General features: G+C 37.2%; 21 protein-coding genes and 1 pseudogene. 12 read left to right on the forward strand and 10 right to left on the reverse strand.

Features of this window, described 5'->3' with window-relative positions; translation table 11 throughout:
- Positions 1-670: 670 nt before the first annotated feature.
- The 3 genes from COJ96_RS19180 (at position 671) to COJ96_RS19190 (ending at position 2,560) form a co-directional block, all read left to right on the forward strand.
- Complete coding sequence (locus COJ96_RS19180) at positions 671-1,390, forward strand: sigma-70 family RNA polymerase sigma factor (RefSeq protein ID WP_098575399.1); 720 nt, start codon at positions 671-673, stop codon at positions 1,388-1,390.
- Positions 1,391-1,417: 27 nt separating this feature from the next.
- A complete protein-coding gene (gene clpP / locus COJ96_RS19185) occupies positions 1,418-1,999 on the forward strand; it encodes an ATP-dependent Clp endopeptidase proteolytic subunit ClpP (RefSeq protein WP_098575400.1) in 582 nt (193 codons plus the stop codon).
- A gap of 105 nt (positions 2,000-2,104) precedes the next feature.
- Positions 2,105-2,560 carry a GNAT family N-acetyltransferase gene (locus COJ96_RS19190; RefSeq protein ID WP_098575401.1) on the forward strand — a complete coding sequence of 152 codons (456 nt, stop codon included), beginning with the start codon at positions 2,105-2,107 and terminating at the stop codon, positions 2,558-2,560.
- A gap of 114 nt (positions 2,561-2,674) precedes the next feature.
- Here COJ96_RS19190 and COJ96_RS19195 read toward each other — a convergent pair whose 3' ends face one another.
- On the reverse strand, positions 2,675-2,995 hold the full coding sequence (locus tag COJ96_RS19195; RefSeq protein ID WP_098575402.1) for a BC1872 family protein: 321 nt from the start codon (positions 2,993-2,995) through the stop codon (positions 2,675-2,677).
- A 360-nt stretch (positions 2,996-3,355) separates the two neighbouring features.
- On the opposite strand from COJ96_RS19195, the gene COJ96_RS28805 reads away from it, so the two are divergent.
- Complete coding sequence (locus tag COJ96_RS28805; protein ID WP_180230184.1) at positions 3,356-3,544, forward strand: hypothetical protein; 189 nt, start codon at positions 3,356-3,358, stop codon at positions 3,542-3,544.
- Positions 3,545-3,788: 244 nt separating this feature from the next.
- On the opposite strand, the gene COJ96_RS19205 is transcribed toward COJ96_RS28805, so the two are convergent.
- Positions 3,789-4,007, reverse strand: a complete 219-nt coding sequence (locus tag COJ96_RS19205) for a hypothetical protein (RefSeq protein ID WP_098575404.1) — start codon at positions 4,005-4,007, stop codon at positions 3,789-3,791.
- A gap of 208 nt (positions 4,008-4,215) precedes the next feature.
- Between COJ96_RS19205 and COJ96_RS19210 the strand changes: the two genes are divergently transcribed.
- A complete protein-coding gene (locus tag COJ96_RS19210; RefSeq protein ID WP_098575405.1) occupies positions 4,216-4,542 on the forward strand; it encodes an antibiotic biosynthesis monooxygenase family protein in 327 nt (108 codons plus the stop codon).
- A gap of 331 nt (positions 4,543-4,873) precedes the next feature.
- On the opposite strand, the gene COJ96_RS19220 is transcribed toward COJ96_RS19210, so the two are convergent.
- The 3 genes from COJ96_RS19220 to COJ96_RS19230 form a co-directional block, all read right to left on the reverse strand.
- A complete protein-coding gene (locus COJ96_RS19220) occupies positions 4,874-5,191 on the reverse strand; it encodes a hypothetical protein (protein ID WP_098575407.1) in 318 nt (105 codons plus the stop codon).
- A gap of 183 nt (positions 5,192-5,374) precedes the next feature.
- Entirely contained in the window at positions 5,375-6,112 is a 738-nt protein-coding gene (locus COJ96_RS19225; RefSeq protein ID WP_098575408.1) for a metallophosphoesterase family protein, read from the reverse strand.
- Between the two features lie 72 nt (positions 6,113-6,184).
- Positions 6,185-7,279, reverse strand: coding sequence for an AbrB family transcriptional regulator (locus COJ96_RS19230; RefSeq protein WP_098575409.1), 1,095 nt, complete (start codon positions 7,277-7,279; stop codon positions 6,185-6,187).
- Between the two features lie 160 nt (positions 7,280-7,439).
- Between COJ96_RS19230 and COJ96_RS19235 the strand changes: the two genes are divergently transcribed.
- On the forward strand, positions 7,440-7,955 hold the full coding sequence (locus COJ96_RS19235; protein WP_098575410.1) for a hypothetical protein: 516 nt from the start codon (positions 7,440-7,442) through the stop codon (positions 7,953-7,955).
- A gap of 49 nt (positions 7,956-8,004) precedes the next feature.
- Here COJ96_RS19235 and COJ96_RS19240 read toward each other — a convergent pair whose 3' ends face one another.
- Positions 8,005-9,270 carry an MFS transporter gene (locus tag COJ96_RS19240; RefSeq protein WP_098575411.1) on the reverse strand — a complete coding sequence of 422 codons (1,266 nt, stop codon included), beginning with the start codon at positions 9,268-9,270 and terminating at the stop codon, positions 8,005-8,007.
- A gap of 236 nt (positions 9,271-9,506) precedes the next feature.
- Between COJ96_RS19240 and COJ96_RS19245 the strand changes: the two genes are divergently transcribed.
- The 4 genes and pseudogenes from COJ96_RS19245 to COJ96_RS19260 all read left to right on the forward strand — a co-directional run bounded on the left by COJ96_RS19245 (position 9,507) and on the right by COJ96_RS19260 (position 13,060).
- Positions 9,507-10,307: an HAD family hydrolase gene (locus tag COJ96_RS19245; protein WP_098575412.1), complete on the forward strand. Its 801-nt coding sequence runs from the start codon at positions 9,507-9,509 to the stop codon at positions 10,305-10,307.
- Positions 10,308-10,436: 129 nt separating this feature from the next.
- On the forward strand, positions 10,437-10,997 hold the full coding sequence (locus COJ96_RS19250) for a DUF2062 domain-containing protein (RefSeq protein WP_098575413.1): 561 nt from the start codon (positions 10,437-10,439) through the stop codon (positions 10,995-10,997).
- Between the two features lie 102 nt (positions 10,998-11,099).
- The gene (locus COJ96_RS19255) at positions 11,100-11,921 is read left to right on the forward strand and encodes a histidinol-phosphatase (protein WP_257148564.1); all 822 of its coding nucleotides are present in this window, start codon (positions 11,100-11,102) and stop codon (positions 11,919-11,921) included.
- A 158-nt stretch (positions 11,922-12,079) separates the two neighbouring features.
- Positions 12,080-13,060, forward strand: a pseudogene (locus COJ96_RS19260) (glycerophosphodiester phosphodiesterase family protein).
- A gap of 46 nt (positions 13,061-13,106) precedes the next feature.
- On the opposite strand, the gene COJ96_RS19265 reads toward COJ96_RS19260, so the two are convergent.
- The 4 genes from COJ96_RS19265 to COJ96_RS19280 form a co-directional block, all read right to left on the reverse strand.
- Positions 13,107-13,925: an SGNH/GDSL hydrolase family protein gene (locus COJ96_RS19265; RefSeq protein WP_098575415.1), complete on the reverse strand. Its 819-nt coding sequence runs from the start codon at positions 13,923-13,925 to the stop codon at positions 13,107-13,109.
- A 151-nt stretch (positions 13,926-14,076) separates the two neighbouring features.
- Positions 14,077-14,742: a YhcN/YlaJ family sporulation lipoprotein gene (locus COJ96_RS19270; RefSeq protein WP_098575416.1), complete on the reverse strand. Its 666-nt coding sequence runs from the start codon at positions 14,740-14,742 to the stop codon at positions 14,077-14,079.
- Positions 14,743-14,840: 98 nt separating this feature from the next.
- Complete coding sequence (locus tag COJ96_RS19275; protein ID WP_098575417.1) at positions 14,841-15,752, reverse strand: MBL fold metallo-hydrolase; 912 nt, start codon at positions 15,750-15,752, stop codon at positions 14,841-14,843.
- Between the two features lie 231 nt (positions 15,753-15,983).
- A complete protein-coding gene (locus COJ96_RS19280) occupies positions 15,984-16,169 on the reverse strand; it encodes a hypothetical protein (RefSeq protein WP_098575418.1) in 186 nt (61 codons plus the stop codon).
- A 182-nt stretch (positions 16,170-16,351) separates the two neighbouring features.
- On the opposite strand from COJ96_RS19280, the gene COJ96_RS19285 reads away from it, so the two are divergent.
- Together COJ96_RS19285 and htpG are read left to right on the forward strand one after the other, a co-directional pair.
- Positions 16,352-17,359, forward strand: a complete 1,008-nt coding sequence (locus COJ96_RS19285; RefSeq protein WP_098575419.1) for a DUF3231 family protein — start codon at positions 16,352-16,354, stop codon at positions 17,357-17,359.
- 239 nt (positions 17,360-17,598) lie between these two features.
- Positions 17,599-19,479, forward strand: coding sequence for a molecular chaperone HtpG (htpG, locus tag COJ96_RS19290; RefSeq protein WP_098575420.1), 1,881 nt, complete (start codon positions 17,599-17,601; stop codon positions 19,477-19,479).
- Positions 19,480-19,558: the final 79 nt, after the last annotated feature.

Below are 19,558 nucleotides of genomic sequence, written 5' to 3' on the forward strand. Positions count from 1 at the left end.
ATAGTCCATCATTATTTTTTTCCATTTTTTTCAAATTAAAAAGACACTAAAAATAGAAATTAGTGTCTCTTAAGTAATAGAAGGTAGTTAAACGTTTTCTGTAGGCTTTTGTTTAAATGTTATCCGCCATGCTTTTTTATGCATAGTGATGGACAACCAGAACAACGATTGATCCTCCGGAAAGATGAAGATGTTCCAGTTCGTACTAGGTAAAGAACGCTGACAGTATTTTTATGAGCTTCCTATTTACCGAATCAACGTAAAAAGACGACTAACGGTTAATGGAAGAGTCTCCATTTACCGCTACAGCGAAAAAAGATCCATAACGGTAAATGAAAGAAGTCTCCATTTACCGCTACAGCGAAAAAAGATCCATAACGGTAAATGAAAGAGGTCTCCATTTACCGCTACTGCGAAAATGTCGCTCCAACGGTCAATAAAGCCATCGGTAATAAGGCACTCAAGCAAAAGTAGAGACTTACTCACCAGACTTAACACATTAGGATTTAGATAATGATGGTGAATGATTTTCTTTTGCTTTCTAAAATGGTCAAGTTTATATTAGAAAGCACAAACATAAAGTAACTTTAAATAAAAACTTTTTACCCCCGTATCTTTTCATCCAACTTAAAACGTTTATAGGGTAGAGAGTGCAAAAGGAGTGAAATCAATGTCACACGAGCTAGAAATTGACTGCATAGATGGAGAGCAAGAAATGGGGTTTGCGGAGGAATTTTGGATGGAGAATTATCCAAAACTTCTACGCTATTGTTACTTTCTCACCCGAAATCAATGGGATGGAGACGAAATCGCACAGGAGGCGTTTATAAAGGCTCTAAAATATGAAGGCCGCCAGCAAAAGGTGACGAAAGCTTTACTAAACAAGATTGCCTATAATCATTGGATTGATCTGCTTCGAAAAAGAAAAAATGAAACCATAGAGGCGGATCCTGTTTTGGCGAATGAAGCTATACTTCATCAATTGGATGCGACAACAGAAACAGTTGAAATACTCCTCAGAAATTTCACACCCAACCAAGCAATCATCTTTTTGTTAAAAGAAGGGTTTCAATACCAACTGAAGGAAATTGCAGCGATAGTAGATTCTACAGAAATGGCAGTGAAGGCCAATCTTCATCGCGCCAAAAAGCGGCTTGAAAAGGCAAACGAAGAGAGGCAGTTTCATTCAGTGGATATATTTTGGAATGAGGAAGAAAGGGAGTGGCTATCAGATCTATTTTATGAAGCATTGAAAAATCAAGATCCCACCATCCTCATTCAATCGATTCGTTCGCGATTAATTACCAGTGAAGCCCCTAAACTTGTTTCGGGTAATATATGTACCAAACCTACTTTCACTCCTTCAAGCACTCTCTGTATGGCTGCTTAGCCAAATCGCTTTCAAGGAGGGATTGGAATGAGTACCATTCCATACGTAATTGAACAATCGAATCGCGGGGAACGTTCATATGACATATACTCCAGACTGTTAAAGGATCGAATTATCATAATTGGTGATGAAATAAATGAACAAACGGCCAATAGTGTCGTGGCCCAATTATTATTTTTAGCAGCAGATGCACCGGATAAAGAAATTTCACTGTATATCAATAGCCCAGGTGGTTTAACCACTGCGGGTTTCGCCATCTTTGACACGATGCAATACATTAAGCCTGATGTGAGGACGATTTGTACAGGAATGGCTGCTTCTTTCGGGGCGATGCTACTTCTAGCAGGTAAGAAAGGAAAACGTTATGCCTTGCCAAATAGTGAAATTATGATCCATCAGCCATTAGGAGGGGCAAAAGGGCAGGCAACGGAAATTGAAATTTCTGCACGAAGAATCTTAAAGCTCAGAGAGCACATCAACCAAATTATTTCAGAACGGACCGGCCAACCACTTGAAAAAGTAGCAAAGGATACAGATCGAGATTATTTTATGAGTGCCGAGGAAGCGAAAGAATATGGGATTATTGATGAGATTCTCTATCCGAAATGAATTTGAAGTTAGTTTTAAAATTCCGCTAAATTCGGATCTATTACTAGCAAAAACCCAGGTAATAGGTTAATATTTTCCAATAAAAGGTCCTAAGGGGGATGTTGTTTGGAAATAAAAATCGATGATTTAACCGGAACAGATATTGCAAAATTGATAGGTGAGCATCTTCACAATATGAAACAGAATTCACCGCCGGAAAGTATCCATGCCCTAAATCTTGATCAATTGCAAAAACCGGAGATTACTTTTTGGAGTGCATGGGAAGGGAAGGAATTACTTGGGTGTGGGGCTTTAAAAGAACTTGATACCCAACATGGGGAAATCAAATCAATGCGAACCTCATCCTTGCACCTAAGAAAAGGAGTAGCTAAACAGATGCTCCAACATATTGTTGAAGAAGCAAAAAAGCGCGGATACAACAGACTAAGTTTAGAAACGGGTTCAATGGATGCTTTTGAGCCCGCCAGGAGGCTCTATGCCAGCTTCGGGTTCCATCATTGTCAACCGTTTTCGGATTATACCGAGGACCCCAATAGCGTATATATGACAATGGAATTATGAGGATGTTGGCAGGAACCGATTATGGATCAGGAATTGAAAGAAGTTATTAAAAAATAAATAGAAAAAGGAGTTGATTTCCTGCCATTAGCAGGTTCTCAACTCCTTTTTTATCAACTAGCATAATTGGGCCCAAAATGTCGAGCGATCTTCCACGTTATTTTCAATGATGGCGTAGGCAGCATTCGTAATGGCTTGTGAAAGGGTTTTACCGGTGGCATGAATATCATTGAAGCTAGCCTCAGATTCTCCATTAGATGTAAATGAATAGCCATAATCCTTTAATCTGTCAACAATGAGCATGGCATGGTCTAGGTTATGCTCAGGTTGAAAATCAGATTCATGAATGAACATAGCTTTATCATAATCATACCAACGATCCCATCGATTTAACTTCCATCCCAGAATTCTACGTGCAATTGAATCAGTTTTGTTCATATCAGTTACCCCTTCTCTCCCATGTTTAAATTTGGTTTTTCTGTTATGTAACAGATTTTGAATTGTAATTATATTGTATAACACAACAATTGATTTTACTACTATTTATTTGAATTTTTAAAAAAAATTTTACTTTGAGGATTGCTTATTTGGGCATTATATTTGATGATTAATGTTATAATTTGGATAGTAGAGGGGGTATTTAATAATCTATCAACTAATCGATTTTTTTAGCGCGATTACCTCTTAGAAACAAATTCTTACACAATAAAATAAAAAAGAGGTGATCAGTTCACCTCTCCAAGGATTCGGTCCTTTATTACTTTTCTCGATGCGGGTACATTTGGTGCCATTGCTGCCATGTACCATGTGGATGTTGATGATGCCACTGCTGCCAAGGTACCCAAGGATGTTGTTGGTGCCATTGATGGTGAGTACCATGAGGATATTGGTGATGCCACTGTTGCCAAGGCATATATGGATGTTGTTGGTGCCATTGTTGCCAAGTTCCATGAGGATGTTGGTGCTGCCACTGCTCCCAAGGCATAAATTGAGATTGTGATTGACCATGACCGTGACCGTGAGTCATTCATTTCACCTACTTTATAATAAATTCTATATAGCTTATGCAAAGCATTTTTTTAAGGGTATATTTCTAATGAATTTAGGCAGGATTTCCGAATATTACAACTTGTGTGATATAAAACACGACTGACCATACTAAGAATATGTGTTCATAAAAAGAACGCACATATTAGATATTAAATCTAACATGTACGTTCTATATTCATCTTTATCGTTTTTTCTTTTTTGAATTATCGACTACAAATTTACTTTTTTTAACGACCTCTAAGGTAACTTGAACATGAACATGTAGTTCATCTACATTTTTAACACTGGATACCGTTGCTTTCCGCCCTTTAATTTTTAACTCTTCACCTTCGGTTGGAACACGTTGAAGCAGCTGAGTTAATAAAACATTATTGTTATCAATAAAATGAACAGCGTACATGTTGGTCTCACCTATTTCTTTTGGTATGTGATTCATAAAAAATGCTCATATAAAATATATGAGTTAGATAATGAGCACATTACAAAATAAAAAATATTTGAAACGTGTACCTGTTTGGGTCGAATAAGGAAAATCAACATGCATCTTTAAATAGACAGTACGATAACTATGAATTTAGGTAAGTATTAAAAAGATTGGGGGAATTTATATGAGTGGGATTGCAAATACACCAGAACCACCATACTACGCCGTTATTTTTGCTTCTAAGCGAACAGAAGGGGATAGGGGGTATGGAAGAATGGCGGACAAAATGGTAGAGTTAGCTTCACAGCAAAAAGGATTCCTAGGTGTAGAGAGTGCGAGGGATGAGCAGTTAGGAATTACGGTTTCCTATTGGGATACCTTAGAATCCATCAAAGAATGGAAGGAAAATGCTGCCCATAAGGTCGCACAAGGAAAAGGAAGAAGGGAATGGTATAAAAACTTTTCTCTCAGAGTATGCCGTGTTGAGAGACATAGCTTTTTCGAAATGTAAATTTCATTTATGTAAATGAGTTAAAGTTAATTTAATAAGTTTCATCTGCCATCGAGGCAGGTGAAACTTAGTTTTTTATTAGACCAATATCTTCACATCTATAATCCTTACAAAACGTACTAAAGATGAATCAATCTTAAACGTGCCTTGGTCATTCTTTACGATATGGTATTTGTTATGATTCAGCTTTTCAACGACTTCTTGTTCAACATCTTCTTTTTTGACATTAGATTCTTTAATCAATTTTTCAATAATTATCTCGTGATCAAATGTATAACATACTGTATATTCTTTCAAACTAATTACCCTTTCTATAATTAATATGTAGATATTATTTCTTTTCGACTTTGACCAACCCGTTGCCTAAATTATTCTTATCGAAATAACATATAACGACCTCATGAATTTGTATCTTTTCACCTGAAAGGATGTTCTTAGAAGAAAAAATTATATCTGTTCCGTCCTCACTTTTTCCATAATATTGATTCCCTTTAATTTTAGTAATCTTATATTCTACTGTAGTGTATTTAGATGAAACTTGGTTATTAGATATTGAATCATTAACAGGAGCTGAAGTATGATTTCTTACTAATACTAAAGCTAATAATATTGATGAGAGCACCAAAAGGATGATTACTCTTTTAAACATTGAATCTCAACCTCCTTCTATGTATTTTAAGAGATAAGCTGGGAAAGTAAATCCTACTATTTTCCTTGAGTCTTTAGAACTATTTCGAAATTCAAGCCCAAATGAAATGTAATTAGTGAGAATAAGACAGGTCACTGAAAAGTAATAAGCTTCAGCACTAGGCAGAAGCTTATTTTACCTTTTTTACATATATTTCAAATGCTGATCCCCAAAAAAACCCTTCAAAATATAATCTCCATCTGGGACATTCAGTCTTTTATAACCCAGTAAGAACTCTTTATTGTCATAAGGTACTTCTCTAAAAGCAACGGAAACTTCTCCTTGATTACCAATTGTAAGCACAGCATAGGCTGCTAATGGCTGATAATTGCAGCCCAACGAGCTTGGATTGAGATATAGTCGGCCATTGGATTTAAAGTGGTGGATCACGTGATGGTGTCCAAAACAAACGATATCGGCAGTAGATGTACGGTAATGTTCATCAAGCTTTGCTTCGGTTGGTTCTTTATCTAAGGGGATAAACACCTGTTGGTCACTTAAATGGTAATGAACAAAAAACAATCTCTTATCATTGTATACCGCATCTAAAGTCACAGGAATCTCATCTAAAAACGGAATAAACTCTTTGTCAATGTGAGCAGCAATCCATTTATGATGGACTTTCTCTTTCCCTCTGCTATAGGGTTCTCTACCAGCAATGATATCCAGAATCGCTTCATCGTGGTTTCCCATGACAAATGAAATATCAGTACGTGAAGTCAAGAGCCGAAGAACCTCGTTTGTCTCATACCCAATCCCAATCAAATCCCCTAAACAATAAATATGTTCCGTCGTTTGATCCTTATCAATATCATCCAAAACGGCTTTTAAGGCTGAATAATTCCCATGAATATCTGTAATGATGGCTATTTTATGTTCCATTTTTTTATCTCCGTTTTTCATATAGTTTAACTATTTGTATCCAAAAAAATACAAATAATTGAAACTATGTATCTAAGGAGTATTTACGGTCTTTCCCATCCCGACTTTAAAAATCCATCTAAGAATGGGAGGAACGACAAAGTAAATAAAAAGGAGGCGAAAGATTTGATAGCCCGTCACCATGGATAAATCGGCATGGATGACATGCGCGAGAATTCCCATCTGATCCATGCCCCCAGGAGCTAGGGCTAAAAAACTAGTGGAATGGCAAATATGATAAAAACTAACGAGCAGCATACTTAACCCAATGGAGACAAGAATCATAACCAACCCACTAATGAGTGCAAGCGAAATAATTTTTGTTTTATGTTCGAGTTTCTCGGGTTTTAATAATAGCCCTATGTAAGCTCCAATAAATAATTGGGAGGCATCCAGCAAGGATGGGGGTAACGATGGCCCATGTGCCCCAATTAAATTAAAGATGGCTGTTCCTATTATTGGCCCTAATAAATACGGTGTAGGAAAGTGAAGTTTTCTAGCAAGTAATGCACAAACCACACAAATCAACCCAAACCAAATAATGGTTGGAAAAAAGGGCCCAGTGGAGACAGCACCACCAGTAACTATGTTAGGAACTGTGTTGGAAGTATTATTAAACAGCGGTCCAATGATAAGAAAGGGAACAAAGAAAATGATCATTATCAATCGAGCAACTTGGAGAAACGTCACGGTTGTAATGTTAATTCCTTTTAATTCTTCTGCAAATATTATCATTTGAGAAAGCCCGCCAGGAATACTGCCAATCAAGACGGTCGGATAATCGACTCCAGACAGTTTGGATACGACAAAAGCGATTCCAGCACAACAACAAACGAGCAATACCGTCATCAGCAACATAGAAGGCAGTTTTGCCACAATTTCCAGCAGTGCTTCTTTTGAAAACGAGAGGCCGATGGAATATCCAACTATAACTAAGCCGGTATCTCGAATCATCCTTGGCCAGTAAAACTGAACTTTTCCGAACCGAGAGCCAATTAATAATGCGGTCATTGGTCCAAGGAGCCATGGAATCGGTGAATGGATTATGGAAAATAAAGCCCCTCCAATTAATGCGGTTACCAATGTTACACAAAAACGAAGCCTTTTATCGTCAATAGTAAATTTCATCAAAGAAGACCCTTCTGTCTAAATAAAATGTTTACTTGTTACGTCCCAAAAATAATTTTATCATGATGTGGAAATTTTATCTAAACTTAAGTAATTTAGGGTTAATTTACACATAATAATGGAGAAGTTATCCAATATATTCTTAAAAGGAGAGGAATATATGAAAGCACCAGTTATATTTGGACTCGGTATTACCTTCTTCTTATTCGTCCCACTAGGAATCTATACGAATATCTTCCCGTTTGTCACGATTGGTTTAACAGGCGCGGGTTTATCCTTTATTTTATATAGTTTAAAAATAAAAAACGACTGGAAAGGTTTTAACAGGGTGCAAAAATTACCCATTATTGGTTCATCAGTTGTTTGGATTTATCGTTTAGGTATTCTTGGACTTGGTGCTGTAGCCTTATATAGTGCTTCTTCTTTTTGGGCGGATTCACCAGCATACATTAAAAAAAATTACGCAAAAATAGAAGGGATTCCTTCCAAAATTGTTTATGAGAAACCTACATCCAAAGGTCAAATAGAAGGAACGATTACGGTTATCATCAATAATAAACGACTAAGCATTGCTCCAAATCCACGTTATCCAATCAAAAACAGTGTGGAAGGCCGCCATTTCCTGATAAACTACTTGCCAAACACCGAATGGGTCATGGATTATTCAATCGAATGAATGAAAAAAACTAGGAAAATCACGTACTGTTTCCTAGTTTTTTCGTTCGTTAATTTAATTGTGTCTGGTGAACGACTTCTTTTCGTTTTTCAATGATAATTAATCCACCCAATAACCCTAGAAGGGAGAAAAGTGCAGGGATGATAAAACCATAATGGTAGCCGACACTGATTGCAGATGAATGGAAATGGTCTAATACTTTCCCGAAAATACTTGGTAATAGAACTGCGCTTAAAAATCCACCCATATTGGCAAAACCAGAAACCACTCCGACCTCTTTGATATCAAAAGATTTTCTGACAATCGCAAAGGTTAAGGCACTAGCCCCGTTTCCATATCCAATAACAAAGAAAATAATCGTAAGCATCAGGAGAGGCGGTTTTCCGTTCATGATTAAAAATGACACCCAGGATAAAGCAATAATACAGTGAACAACAATATAGATTCGTTTAATGGAGTCTAAGCGGCTAGAAATCCAGCCAGTTAACGGAGCACCAATAATTGCTCCGATGAGACCGATCATAATCAGCTGACTTGAATCTGAACGAGACAACCCATAAACATGCATCCCATAAGGGACAGCCCAAGAACCAATAAATCCTACATACGTACCAACAGCACCAAAGTGACAAAAGAAGGCGGCCCATGCCTGACGGGTGGTAAAAATGCGGCGTAATAAAACCAGTGTTTTTTCACGAGGTTTCTTAGGCTTATTACTAGCAGTACTTTTCCACGTCATTTTCTTAGGTTTTTTAATAAGCACGATATATAGAAGAACGCTGCAAAGAACCAACATTATTCCTGCTGTTAAAAAAGGTACGCGCCATCCGGATAGCGTTATCCATGACGAAAGGGGCACGGTCGCTAACAAAAAGCCAAAACTTCCAGCCATTCCCGCGACACCCAGTAATCCTACAAATTCTCTTACTTTAAACCATTGACTGAGGATTAAAACTAAATTAACCCATATCGCCGCATCACCCATACCTACCAAAAATCTAGCCAAAAGAAATACGACTTCATGTGAGGCCGTACTATAAATTAATGTACCTATCCCTGTAAGCAGTGCCCCAATCACTAGAAAGAAATTTGGACCAAATCGATCGGACAAGATCCCTACCGGAATTTGTAAGCCAGCATACGCAAAGAATTGAATACTTGCCAATAATCCAATCGTAGAAGCGGTTATGTTAAAATCTTTCATTAATTGGTCGGAAATCAATCCAGGAGCCGTTCGTTGACTCACAATTAATAAATATGTTAATAAGACTGACACAAAAACGACCCATCGATACTTGCTATTTTGTTTTTCCAATGATCTCTACTCCTGTTAGCTATAATTTTTTTATTATACTACATAAATTTGGATTTTTGTCTTTTAAGGTACTGACTTTGTTTAGTGCTACTATTATATTGATATTATTAATTTGGTAGTAAAAAAGTCCTACAATACTAACGCACTAACTTTAATTAGGAAAGGCTCATTTTATCATGAAAATGATGTAAACTCATATACTTAGTTTACACCATTATTAAAGGGGGAATTGGTTCATGAATCAACAAACCTTAATATTGGATTTAGATGACACCTTAATTCATTGCAATAAATATTTTGTAGAATCGAGAAACAGATTTGCAAATGTGATGAAGAAATGGTTTACATCGGTATCAAAGCAAGAAATTCTCGAAAAGCAATCTGAAATTGACATAAAAGGCGTGGAAAAAAACGGCCTGCATTCATCCTTATATACGCAATCCTTAGTGGCAACCTATCGGTATTTTTGCCTAAGATTTGGAAGAAGACTGAAGGGGGCTGAAATTAATCAAATTCAAAAAATTGGTCAAAGTGTTTTTCAACGAAAGGTAAAACCGTTTCCATATATGTATGAAATCCTGGATACCTTACAAGCTGAGGGACATCAATTGTTATTATTTACAGGAGGGGATGAAGCAAACCAAAGGAGAAAGATTACTCAATTGAGGTTAACGGATTACTTTGAGGACAGAATCTTTATATTTGAACATAAAAACACCGATTCACTGCAGCAGATTCTAAATAATATCAACACAGATAAAAAGTGTACTTGGATGATTGGAAATTCACTCAAAACGGACATCAAACCGGCGCTTGAACTGGGAATCAATGCGATCCATATACCTGCTGAGATCGAGTGGAGCTATAATATTGTCGATATCGAAATCGAACCAAGCGGGACTTACGCTCAATTAAAATCACTTGTACATTTGCCGGAGTTTATCAGAGAACAAGCATATAATACTGCATTAAATAGGGGAAGGAATTCTGTCAAAGAAATACTGTCAATTTATTTAAATAAAGAGGTTCAAGCCTAAACATTGAAGTAGAGTGGTTTCCTTTCGGGAGCCACTCTTTATTTGTTTAAAAAGTTAATTTGTTAGAATAGTAGTTATGGCTGATTTAGAGTATAATAAACTTATCTATCTTAGTAAGGAGATACCTACATGAGCATTAAACAAAAGTATAATTTTTTTCAACGTTTTGGACGTGCTTTTAAGTTAAATATAATTAAACTGCTCAGGTCTCCTGGTGGAGCCAAAAAAGTATCCTTAGGATTTGCACTTGGCCTTGGCTTAGAAATGTTGGTTCTGTCAACAGGATCACTTATCTATATATTATTTGTTCCAATTGTCCGATTAGCGAAAGGTTCATTACCTGCATCGATTATTGGAAATGTGATCGGAAAATTAACACTGCTCCCGGTTATTCTATTACCTTTTGCAAAAACATTAGGGAAATTTCTATTTCCAATGAAGGTTCATTTCGGGAACCATTCCTCGTTTTCGTTTAAAAAATTAATCCATGGCGATTTTCATACGCTTGTAAGTATCCTTCATGGAGGAATTCATACGTTAATAGGAATGTCCATTTTTGGGTTAATTCTTGGTATTTGTTCTTATTTTATTGTGTATCATTTTTATGAAAAGGAAAAAGCCAAAAGGCAAAAAAGAAGAAGAGATAAACGGGAAGTTCCTCTTAATTCAATCAATCAGAACTATATTTAAGTAGTGTTGCTAGGAAAACGTCTTCAATGGGAGGGGTTTTCTTTTTTAATTTGGACTAATCTTTTCTGGAGAATGTACATATTAATAGTTGAGGTGAAAATTGTGGAAATTTTACATTCGAAATTTGATTTACATACACATCATGAGCGGTGCGGTCATGCACGCGGAAAAATACAAGATTATATCGAAGCCGCCATTGAAAGAGGATTAAATGTGATCGGTATCGCTGATCATTCTCCATACTTCAGCAGTGAGGAGGATCAACTCCATCCCAACATCGCCATGGCAAAAAGCGCATTTCCCGAATATATTAATGAAGTCCTTCAATTGAAACAAATGTATAGAGAGAAAATCGACGTGCTGCTTGGGGTAGAGTCTGATTTCTTTCCTGAGTCCGTTGAGATTTACCGCTCCTGTTTTGAGCCGTATCCTTTTGACTACATCATTGGATCTGTTCACTATGTGGACGGAGTAAGTATTTTTAATAAAAAGCGATGGAACGGCTTAACAGAAAAAGAAAGGATCAAGTCGAAAGAAAATTACTACTCGCTGATTGAGCAATCCGCACGAAGTGGTCTGTTTCAAATCCTCGGCCATATTGATGCCATGAAAGGATTTTATCCTGCTTTTTCTTCCATTCAGACAGCTGCGGTTGAACATACCCTAAAAGTGATTGGAGAAAATGATATTGCAATTGAAATCAACACCTCTGGAAAAACCAAGGACGTTGGCGGCTGGTATCCGTCGGACGATATTCTCGAAATGGCTCTACACTATGGTGTGAAAGTAACCTTTGGATCCGATGCCCATGATCCGCATCGAGTTGGGGACGATTTTGATCTAGTTCAGCAGCGTCTCAAGGAAATTGGGTTCAAGGAATGGGTTTATTTTAAGAACAAAGAGAGAATGATTGTCATGATTTAGACGGCCGGTCGTCGATTTATTCAATAAAACGCCCTTCACATTCATTTAGAAAAATGAATCGTGGCGGGAGTTTTTTTGTTGCTCAAAATTGTCTAGAATTTTGCTTTTCATTATGATGAATAAGGGGGGAACCTTAATGTTTACAATGGAGGAAAAAAATGAAATTCAAAAAACGATTAAAAAGGCTCGGACTATTTTTAATTTTATTAATTGTATTTATGTTCTTTAATAATAGCTCTTTATTAACGAAGGATCGTAGGGGTGAGCCATTCTTGCTGGCACATCGCGGGCTTGGCCAAACTTTCACTATGAAAGGGATCGAGTGGGATACATGTACAGCGGCGCGCATTTATAAACCAGAGCATCCCTACTTAGAAAACACGCTTTCCTCGATGAAGGCTGCCTTTGATGACGGTGCTGATCTAGTCGAATTAGATATAAAACCAACAAAAGATGGTCAATTAGCGGTGTTCCATGACGGGACCCTTGAGTGCCGCACAAATGTGAAAGGGTCTACCAAAGACTACACGATGGCAGAACTAAAAAAGCTAGATATTGGTTACGGATATACAGCTGATAATGGTAAGACTTTTCCGTTTCGGGGAAAAGGCGTGGGCTTAATGCCTTCACTTGACGAAGTGATGACTCAATTCCCTGATCAACCCTTTCTGATACATATTAAAAATGCGGATCCAAAAGAGGGGTCGATGCTTGCTGAATTTCTATCGAAACTAGCGGATAAACGTCTTGATCAGCTTACTGTGTATGGTGATGATCAACCAATTGCTGCATTAAAACAAGAGCTTCCAGAACTACGAGTGATGTCTATGGCTACACTAAAAAGCTGTTTGATCCCATATTTAGGAGTGGGATGGACAGGTTATATCCCATCAGCGTGTAAGAACACACAATTACATGTTCCAGAAAAATATGCACCACTTTGATGGGGCTGGCCGAATAAATTCTTAAATCGGATGGATGAAGTAAATACCAGAGTCATAGTGGTCGCAGGTGATGGAGGGTGGTCTGAAGGATTTGATTCAGCGGAAGATCTAAAACGACTTCCAGATCACTTTACTGGAGGCATATGGACGAATCGGATTGATAGAATTGCCCCGTTAGTTAAAGCAGGGCAATAGTCTATGTTAACACAATAAACCGAAGGAAATGAGTCTTCCTTCGGTTTTATACTGAACTTTTTCTAAATTGATGTTTAAATTGATCCATCATTTGCTCTGAAATGGCGGTATACCCAGCCAGGTTTGGATGGACACCATCAGGAGAAAGATTCTGCAGATGTGCCCCATTTATGACCTTCGTTGTCTCGATGACGATTGACCCGGGGACTTTGTTTGCAGCTTCATATATATTAATATTCCACTTCGGGAGCATTTTATCTGCCAATGGATACAATTGGTCATCAGGTGATAATGGATTGTATAATTCTAAAAAAATAATCGTGGCGTTTGGGTTAAGCATGGTTATTTTCGCCGTAATATCTGTTAGATTTTTCGAGAAATTGGTCTTTAATTGGTCGTAGCCTTGAATCACCGAACGAAAATTTTGACCCTTTGCCAGTTGTAGAATATCATTGCCGCCTACATTAATCGTGACAATATCAGACTGCTTGATCGATTCATCAAATCGACCTTCCTGAACCAGGCTGTTTAATTCACTACTGGTAATTCCATTGATTCCTTCGTTTTGTGTGACAATTCTTTTGGAACTTTGTGCTGCCAATTTGCTAGAAAATAGACTGACAAAATTCTTCTCCTTTGGTGCACCGACTCCGCGAACGATAGAATCGCCAATGGCCAAATGATGAATTTGAGCCATTTTTGCATTACGATAATAATTAAGATAGGAGGTTTGGTTAGAGCTTTTGCTCACCACAACCGAATGTTTTTTCATCTGATGTATTTGATACTGCGGATAATAAATCCACGCAGAAATACTAAGTCCAATGAGCAATATACAAACAAAAAGATATTTTACTAGTTTCATACCATCCACTCCTTGAATATTCTATTATATCAGAATATCAAGTGAAGAAAGTAGAATGTGATTTCCAATAAAAAGGAGGATAATGTCAAATCTCTTTTGAAAACCAAAGAAAAAGGTCATCATCCAGGTGATGATGACCAATCACATCAAATTATCTAAACATCCTGTTTACGAAATTTGAAAAGTCGTCCCAAAGGTCGTTTCTGTTTGTTCCAGTCCGAATATCATTCGAATAGTTCGTCATTTGACCGAAAGTATCGGTATCGTAAGAAATGTAAACATTGTCGATACTGCGGTCAGCTGCACGAACTTGGTTTATGATTTTTTGATCTAGTGTATTGATTCCGCGTGCATTTGTTCTTGTTCCTGTGGTTCCAGTAATATTAGCGTTGTTGATATTACCTGTTGTAGCATGCAAATTGGCAGAGCCATTGGTACCTGTCGTACCTGAATTATAGCCATTTCCATAAGTGGCATTCATATTTGGACCAGTCCCCGTTGTGCCGCCACGTGCACGAGTCCCATTTTGAGTCCCCTTTAATCGAACAGCTACATATGCATCATTGTTGCGAATGATCACATTTGCTTGATCAACTTCCTTTAAGCTCTCCACGTTTCGAGTCGCACGGGCCGAAACACGTAAATTTTGGTTAGCAACATTCCTTACATTCACACCATTAATAGCATTGTTTCTAACATTATTGACACCTAAATCGTTGGTATTATTATTAGCCGCATTATCATTGTCATTTGCACAGCCTGTTAAACCCAATAGGGTCGTTGCTAAAACAAAAGTCATCCAGCTTTTTCTCACCACAAAAGTCACTCCCTTAAAAAAGTCTTACAAACTTATCGTGACCTGTTGAAGTGAATGTATTCGAGGGGAAATGCAGGGAAATTTTGAGTGGAAACAGATCAAATGACTGTTTCCCCAAGTAGCAGTACTTTTAATTGTTCCTGGGGAAGCTGCTGTTTTTCCCATTCACGGTGCAGACGCTCTAAGGCTTCTGGTCCAGTGTCATCAGCTAGCCGATACGTACCATAATGCATGGGAACGAAGGATTTTGCTTTTAATTCAATGAAGGCCTTCACACTATCTTCTGGTGAGATATGTGCAGGGGCCATGAACCATTCTGGCTCAAAAGCACCTATAGGCATAAACACTGTATCAATAGAAGTAAAACGCTCCCCTATTTGTTTAAATCCACTAAAATATCCTGTATCCCCGACAAAGTAGAGCGTTTCTTGGGGGGATTGAACTATCCAGCCTCCCCAATGAGAGGTATTCATATCAGTAAGAGATCTTCTTGTCCAATGTTGCGCAGGAACAAAATGGAACGTTATCCCGCCATATTCTAAATTTTCCCACCAATTCAATTCCGTCACATCCGAATAGCCTTTTCTGTTGAAAAGAGACGTAAGACCAGCGGGGACCAAGTATTGGGGATTTCCTTTTAATTTTTTCAAGGTAGGGAAATCCAAATGGTCATAATGGCCATGAGAAATAACGACCACATCAATTTCTGGGAGATCTGCTAACGAGATGCCAGGTTCGGTTAATCTTTTTTCTAACCCCATCCTTTTTGCCCAAACAGGATCGGTAAGAATATTGATTCCATTTAGTTGGATCAAAAAAGTGGAGTGGCCCACCCATGTATAAGATGTCCTAGTTTTATTTTCCTTTATTTCACGTACCATTTTTAAAGGATATTGTTCAATGTTAATTGTTAAATCTTTCACTTTCTTTTTCCGTTCTCTTTGCCATTTCCGCAGCTCTTTAAACGATTTGTAACTAGTCACATTATCCAAATTCGAATAGATCTTCATGATTCGTCTCCTTGATTTTCCACCTTTTATGTTTAGTACAGAATATCATGATTCACGGTAAACAACCTAAGAAAACAGTCAGCACCAAACCAGAATCATTTTACAGCGCCAAGTAAATAATACCTTTAAATGTCCCTTGGTGATGAAGGAAATGATTAGAATATAGGGCGAAAGTAGGGATTGAAAGGCAAAAAAAGAAAAGCACCCATTAGAGTGCTTTCCATCATATCTTTACTTACTAAATAAACCTTTTACGCCCTTGTAAATTAAGACGAGTGAGAAGACTAGAACGGTCAGTATGCCAATGATATCAGTAACCGGGGAAATGCTTTCAAGAAATGAATCGGCTAAAGGAACTCTAATAAGTGCAAAACCAGACAAAATCGAAACAAAAAATAATAAAATTCGATTATCCATTGGTTCACCCTCCTTCCTATGCGATTGATAAAATATATGTCAATATCGTTACAAATATGTCAATTATGTGAAAGAATAAAATATAAAATTTGTATTTACAATTATATTTATGCCGAAAAGGTTAACATTAAAAGAAAACAGTATTTTAAATCTGTAGAATTCTTTGATGGAGTTGAAAATCAATGGAGCACCATAACCCCAAGATAACATCGGCTGAAATTTCAATGTTATGGAGTACATATGTTGGTGATTCAATGGCGATTTGTATTTTAAGTCATTTTTTACAAACGACCGAAGATCAGGATATTAACCCTATTATTGAATTCGCTCTAGAATCTGCTCATGACCATCTCCATCTAATATCAGAGTTATTTACAAAAGAAGGTATTCCTCTACCAAATGGATTTGGAAAACAGGATGTGAATTTACAAGCAAAAAAACTATTTTCTGATGTAACGTATATGCGTTACTTGCACCATATGGGAAGGACGGGATTGAATACATATAGCTTAGCTAAATCCATTTCCTCTAGAGAAGATGTGCGTTACTTATTCAAAAGATTTTATGACCAAACGGAAACCCTTTATGACAGAAATACAAAAATGATGCAGGAAAAAGGGGTATTTATTCGGTCTCCATATATTTCCTATCCAGATAAGGTAGAATATATTACGGATAAATCTTTTCTTGGAGGTTTACTCGGGCACCGGCGTCCACTGCTTGCCATGGAAATTGCCCATTGCGGGGTAAACATTGAGGTATCAAACGTAGCTAAAACGATGCTTTTAGGATTTAGCCAAGTAGCTCAGTCGAAAAAAATTAGCGACTATTTTAAAGAAGGGTATGATTTAGGTAAGAAAATGGTGGAAGATTTTATGATAAAATTAAAAGAGGATGACAATTCTTATCCTTCCACATGGGATTCAACGATTACAGCAAGCACGGAAGCTCCTTTTTCAGATAAACTAATGCTATTTCATACCAATACGCAGAGTGCGATTGGAATTGGGGACTTCGGACTTGCCATAGCCGCCTCACTTCGTAAGGATTTAGCCCTATTGTATGAGAAATACCTTTTGAAGGTTGGAGCTTATGCGGAGGATGGGGCAAAAATAATGATTGATCATGGTTGGTTTGAAAAACCGCCTCAATCGATAGATAGAGAAGCTATCAGAAACCAAAATAAATAATCACAAAAACAATGTGAATGGAGGGTTATTTTAGCTTTAGCTAAAATAACCCTTCTTTTTTATGCGGCTGTTGTTATTTTCTTAAGGTTGAAAAAACCCAACATATTGACAGATTAACGAAAAATATGATATTAAATATATGGAATTAGCACTCGGTAAGTTAGAGTGCTAATAGTTCTGATTTATGCCTAAATCAGAGATTACATAATCGCATTTTAAAGTGGAAAGGGGATTTTTCTATGTCGAAGAAACAATTTCAAGCAGAATCGAAACGATTACTAGAAATGATGATTAACTCCATCTATACACACAAAGAGGTATTTTTAAGAGAGTTACTATCCAATGCAAGTGATGCGATTGATAAAATCTATTACAAAGCTTTAACTGACGATTCTTTACGATTTGACAAAGACAACTATTTCATTAAATTGATTCCGGACCAAGAGAACCGAACATTGAAGATTTTAGACACTGGGATTGGAATGTCAAAGGATGACTTGGAAACGAACCTTGGAACGATTGCCAAAAGTGGCTCCCTAGCCTTTAAAAAGGAAAATGAAATTAAAGATGGCTATGACATAATTGGTCAATTCGGGGTGGGATTTTATGCTGCATTCATGGTAGCTGATGTTGTTACCGTTATTAGTAAGGCATTAGGCAGTGATGAGGCCTATAAATGGGAATCCACAGGTGCCGATGGCTATACAATAGAATCGGTTGAAAAAGATTCCGTCGGTACAGAAATTATTTTAAAGATTAAAGAAAATACCGAAGATGAAAACTATGATGAGTATCTACAGGAATATCGCTTAAAATCAATCATTAAGAAATACTCTGATTTCATTCGTTATCCGATTAAAATGGATGTTACCAGCAGAAAACTTAAGGATGGCAGTGAGTCCGAATACGAGGAATATCATGAAGAACAAATCATCAATAGTATGGTTCCAATTTGGAAAAAGAATAAAAGTGAGTTAACTGATGAGGATTACGAGAACTTCTATGCGGAAAAACGCTATGGTTTTGATAAACCGATCAAACATATCCATATCAGCGTAGAAGGGTCCATCCGGTACAATGCTATTCTTTACATCCCTGAAAAAACGCCTTTCGACTTCTATTCGAAAGAGTTTGAAAAGGGCCTAGAACTCTATTCAAATGGCGTTCTGATCATGGATAAATGCGCAGACCTGCTGCCTGACCATTTTAGTTTTGTTAAAGGGATGGTGGACTCCGAGGATTTATCGCTTAACATTTCAAGGGAAATGCTCCAGCATGACCGCCAGTTGAAGCTGATTGCGAAAAATATTAATAAGAATATCAAGAGCGAATTACTAAGCCTGCAAAGAAAAGAAAGAGAAAAATACGAAGAATTTTATCAATCGTTCGGTCGTCAATTAAAGTATGGAGTCTATAGCGACTTTGGTGCCAATAAAGAATTATTACAAGACTTGATCATGTTCTACTCATCTAAAGAGAAGAAACTCGTTACGCTGGATGAATATGTGTCAAGAATGCCTGAAGATCAAAAGTACATTTATTATGCTTCCGGTGAATCAATTGATCGAATTGAGAAATTACCACAGGCTGAATTCGTGTCAGAAAAGGGCTACGAAATCCTTTACTTTACTGAGGATATCGATGAATTTGCCATCAAAATGTTAATGAACTACAAAGAGAAAGAATTCAAATCAATCTCTAGTGGTGACCTAGGAATCGAAGGGGAAGATACCAAAGATGATTCCGAATCCAAAGAGCAAGAAAGCAAAGAACTCTTTGATTATATGAAAAACATTTTAGCGGATAAAGTGAAGGATGTAAGAATCTCCAAAAGACTGAAGTCCCACCCAGTCTGCCTGGCAACAGAAGGAGACATTTCAATTGAAATGGAAAAAATTCTTGCAGCTATGCCTGATAATCAAAATATCAAAGCCGACAAAGTATTAGAAATCAATAAAAACCATGAAGTCTTCCAATCCTTAAAAGAGGCTTTCGAAAATGATAAAGGTAAATTGGACTTGTACACCAAGTTATTATACAATCAAGCCCTATTGATCGAAGGACTACCAATCAGTGACCCAGTAGAATTTACAAATGATATATGTAAAATAATGGTGTAAACCATTGATACTCTTATATGCCGTCCTCACAATAAAGTGAGGGCGGTTTTTTGTACCACTGCTGATACAGTTCAAACAA

Source organism: Bacillus sp. AFS073361 (assembly GCF_002567005.1).
Lineage (GTDB): Bacteria > Bacillota > Bacilli > Bacillales > Cytobacillaceae > Neobacillus.

Coding starts and splice junctions, on each gene's coding strand:
- COJ96_RS19235 (WP_098575410.1), top strand. CDS start 7,440: ATGAAAGCACCAGTTATATTTGGACTCGGTATTACCTTCTTCTTATTC.
- COJ96_RS19265 (WP_098575415.1), bottom strand. CDS start 13,925: ATGAAACTAGTAAAATATCTTTTTGTTTGTATATTGCTCATTGGACTT.
- COJ96_RS19280 (WP_098575418.1), bottom strand. CDS start 16,169: ATGGATAATCGAATTTTATTATTTTTTGTTTCGATTTTGTCTGGTTTT.
- COJ96_RS19210 (WP_098575405.1), top strand. CDS start 4,216: ATGAGTGGGATTGCAAATACACCAGAACCACCATACTACGCCGTTATT.
- COJ96_RS19245 (WP_098575412.1), top strand. CDS start 9,507: ATGAATCAACAAACCTTAATATTGGATTTAGATGACACCTTAATTCAT.
- COJ96_RS19220 (WP_098575407.1), bottom strand. CDS start 5,191: ATGTTTAAAAGAGTAATCATCCTTTTGGTGCTCTCATCAATATTATTA.
- COJ96_RS19180 (WP_098575399.1), top strand. CDS start 671: ATGTCACACGAGCTAGAAATTGACTGCATAGATGGAGAGCAAGAAATG.
- clpP (WP_098575400.1), top strand. CDS start 1,418: ATGAGTACCATTCCATACGTAATTGAACAATCGAATCGCGGGGAACGT.
- COJ96_RS28805 (WP_180230184.1), top strand. CDS start 3,356: ATGTACCATGTGGATGTTGATGATGCCACTGCTGCCAAGGTACCCAAG.
- COJ96_RS19205 (WP_098575404.1), bottom strand. CDS start 4,007: ATGTACGCTGTTCATTTTATTGATAACAATAATGTTTTATTAACTCAG.
- COJ96_RS19285 (WP_098575419.1), top strand. CDS start 16,352: ATGGAGCACCATAACCCCAAGATAACATCGGCTGAAATTTCAATGTTA.
- COJ96_RS19230 (WP_098575409.1), bottom strand. CDS start 7,279: ATGAAATTTACTATTGACGATAAAAGGCTTCGTTTTTGTGTAACATTG.
- COJ96_RS19225 (WP_098575408.1), bottom strand. CDS start 6,112: ATGGAACATAAAATAGCCATCATTACAGATATTCATGGGAATTATTCA.
- COJ96_RS19195 (WP_098575402.1), bottom strand. CDS start 2,995: ATGAACAAAACTGATTCAATTGCACGTAGAATTCTGGGATGGAAGTTA.
- htpG (WP_098575420.1), top strand. CDS start 17,599: ATGTCGAAGAAACAATTTCAAGCAGAATCGAAACGATTACTAGAAATG.
- COJ96_RS19275 (WP_098575417.1), bottom strand. CDS start 15,752: ATGAAGATCTATTCGAATTTGGATAATGTGACTAGTTACAAATCGTTT.
- COJ96_RS19250 (WP_098575413.1), top strand. CDS start 10,437: ATGAGCATTAAACAAAAGTATAATTTTTTTCAACGTTTTGGACGTGCT.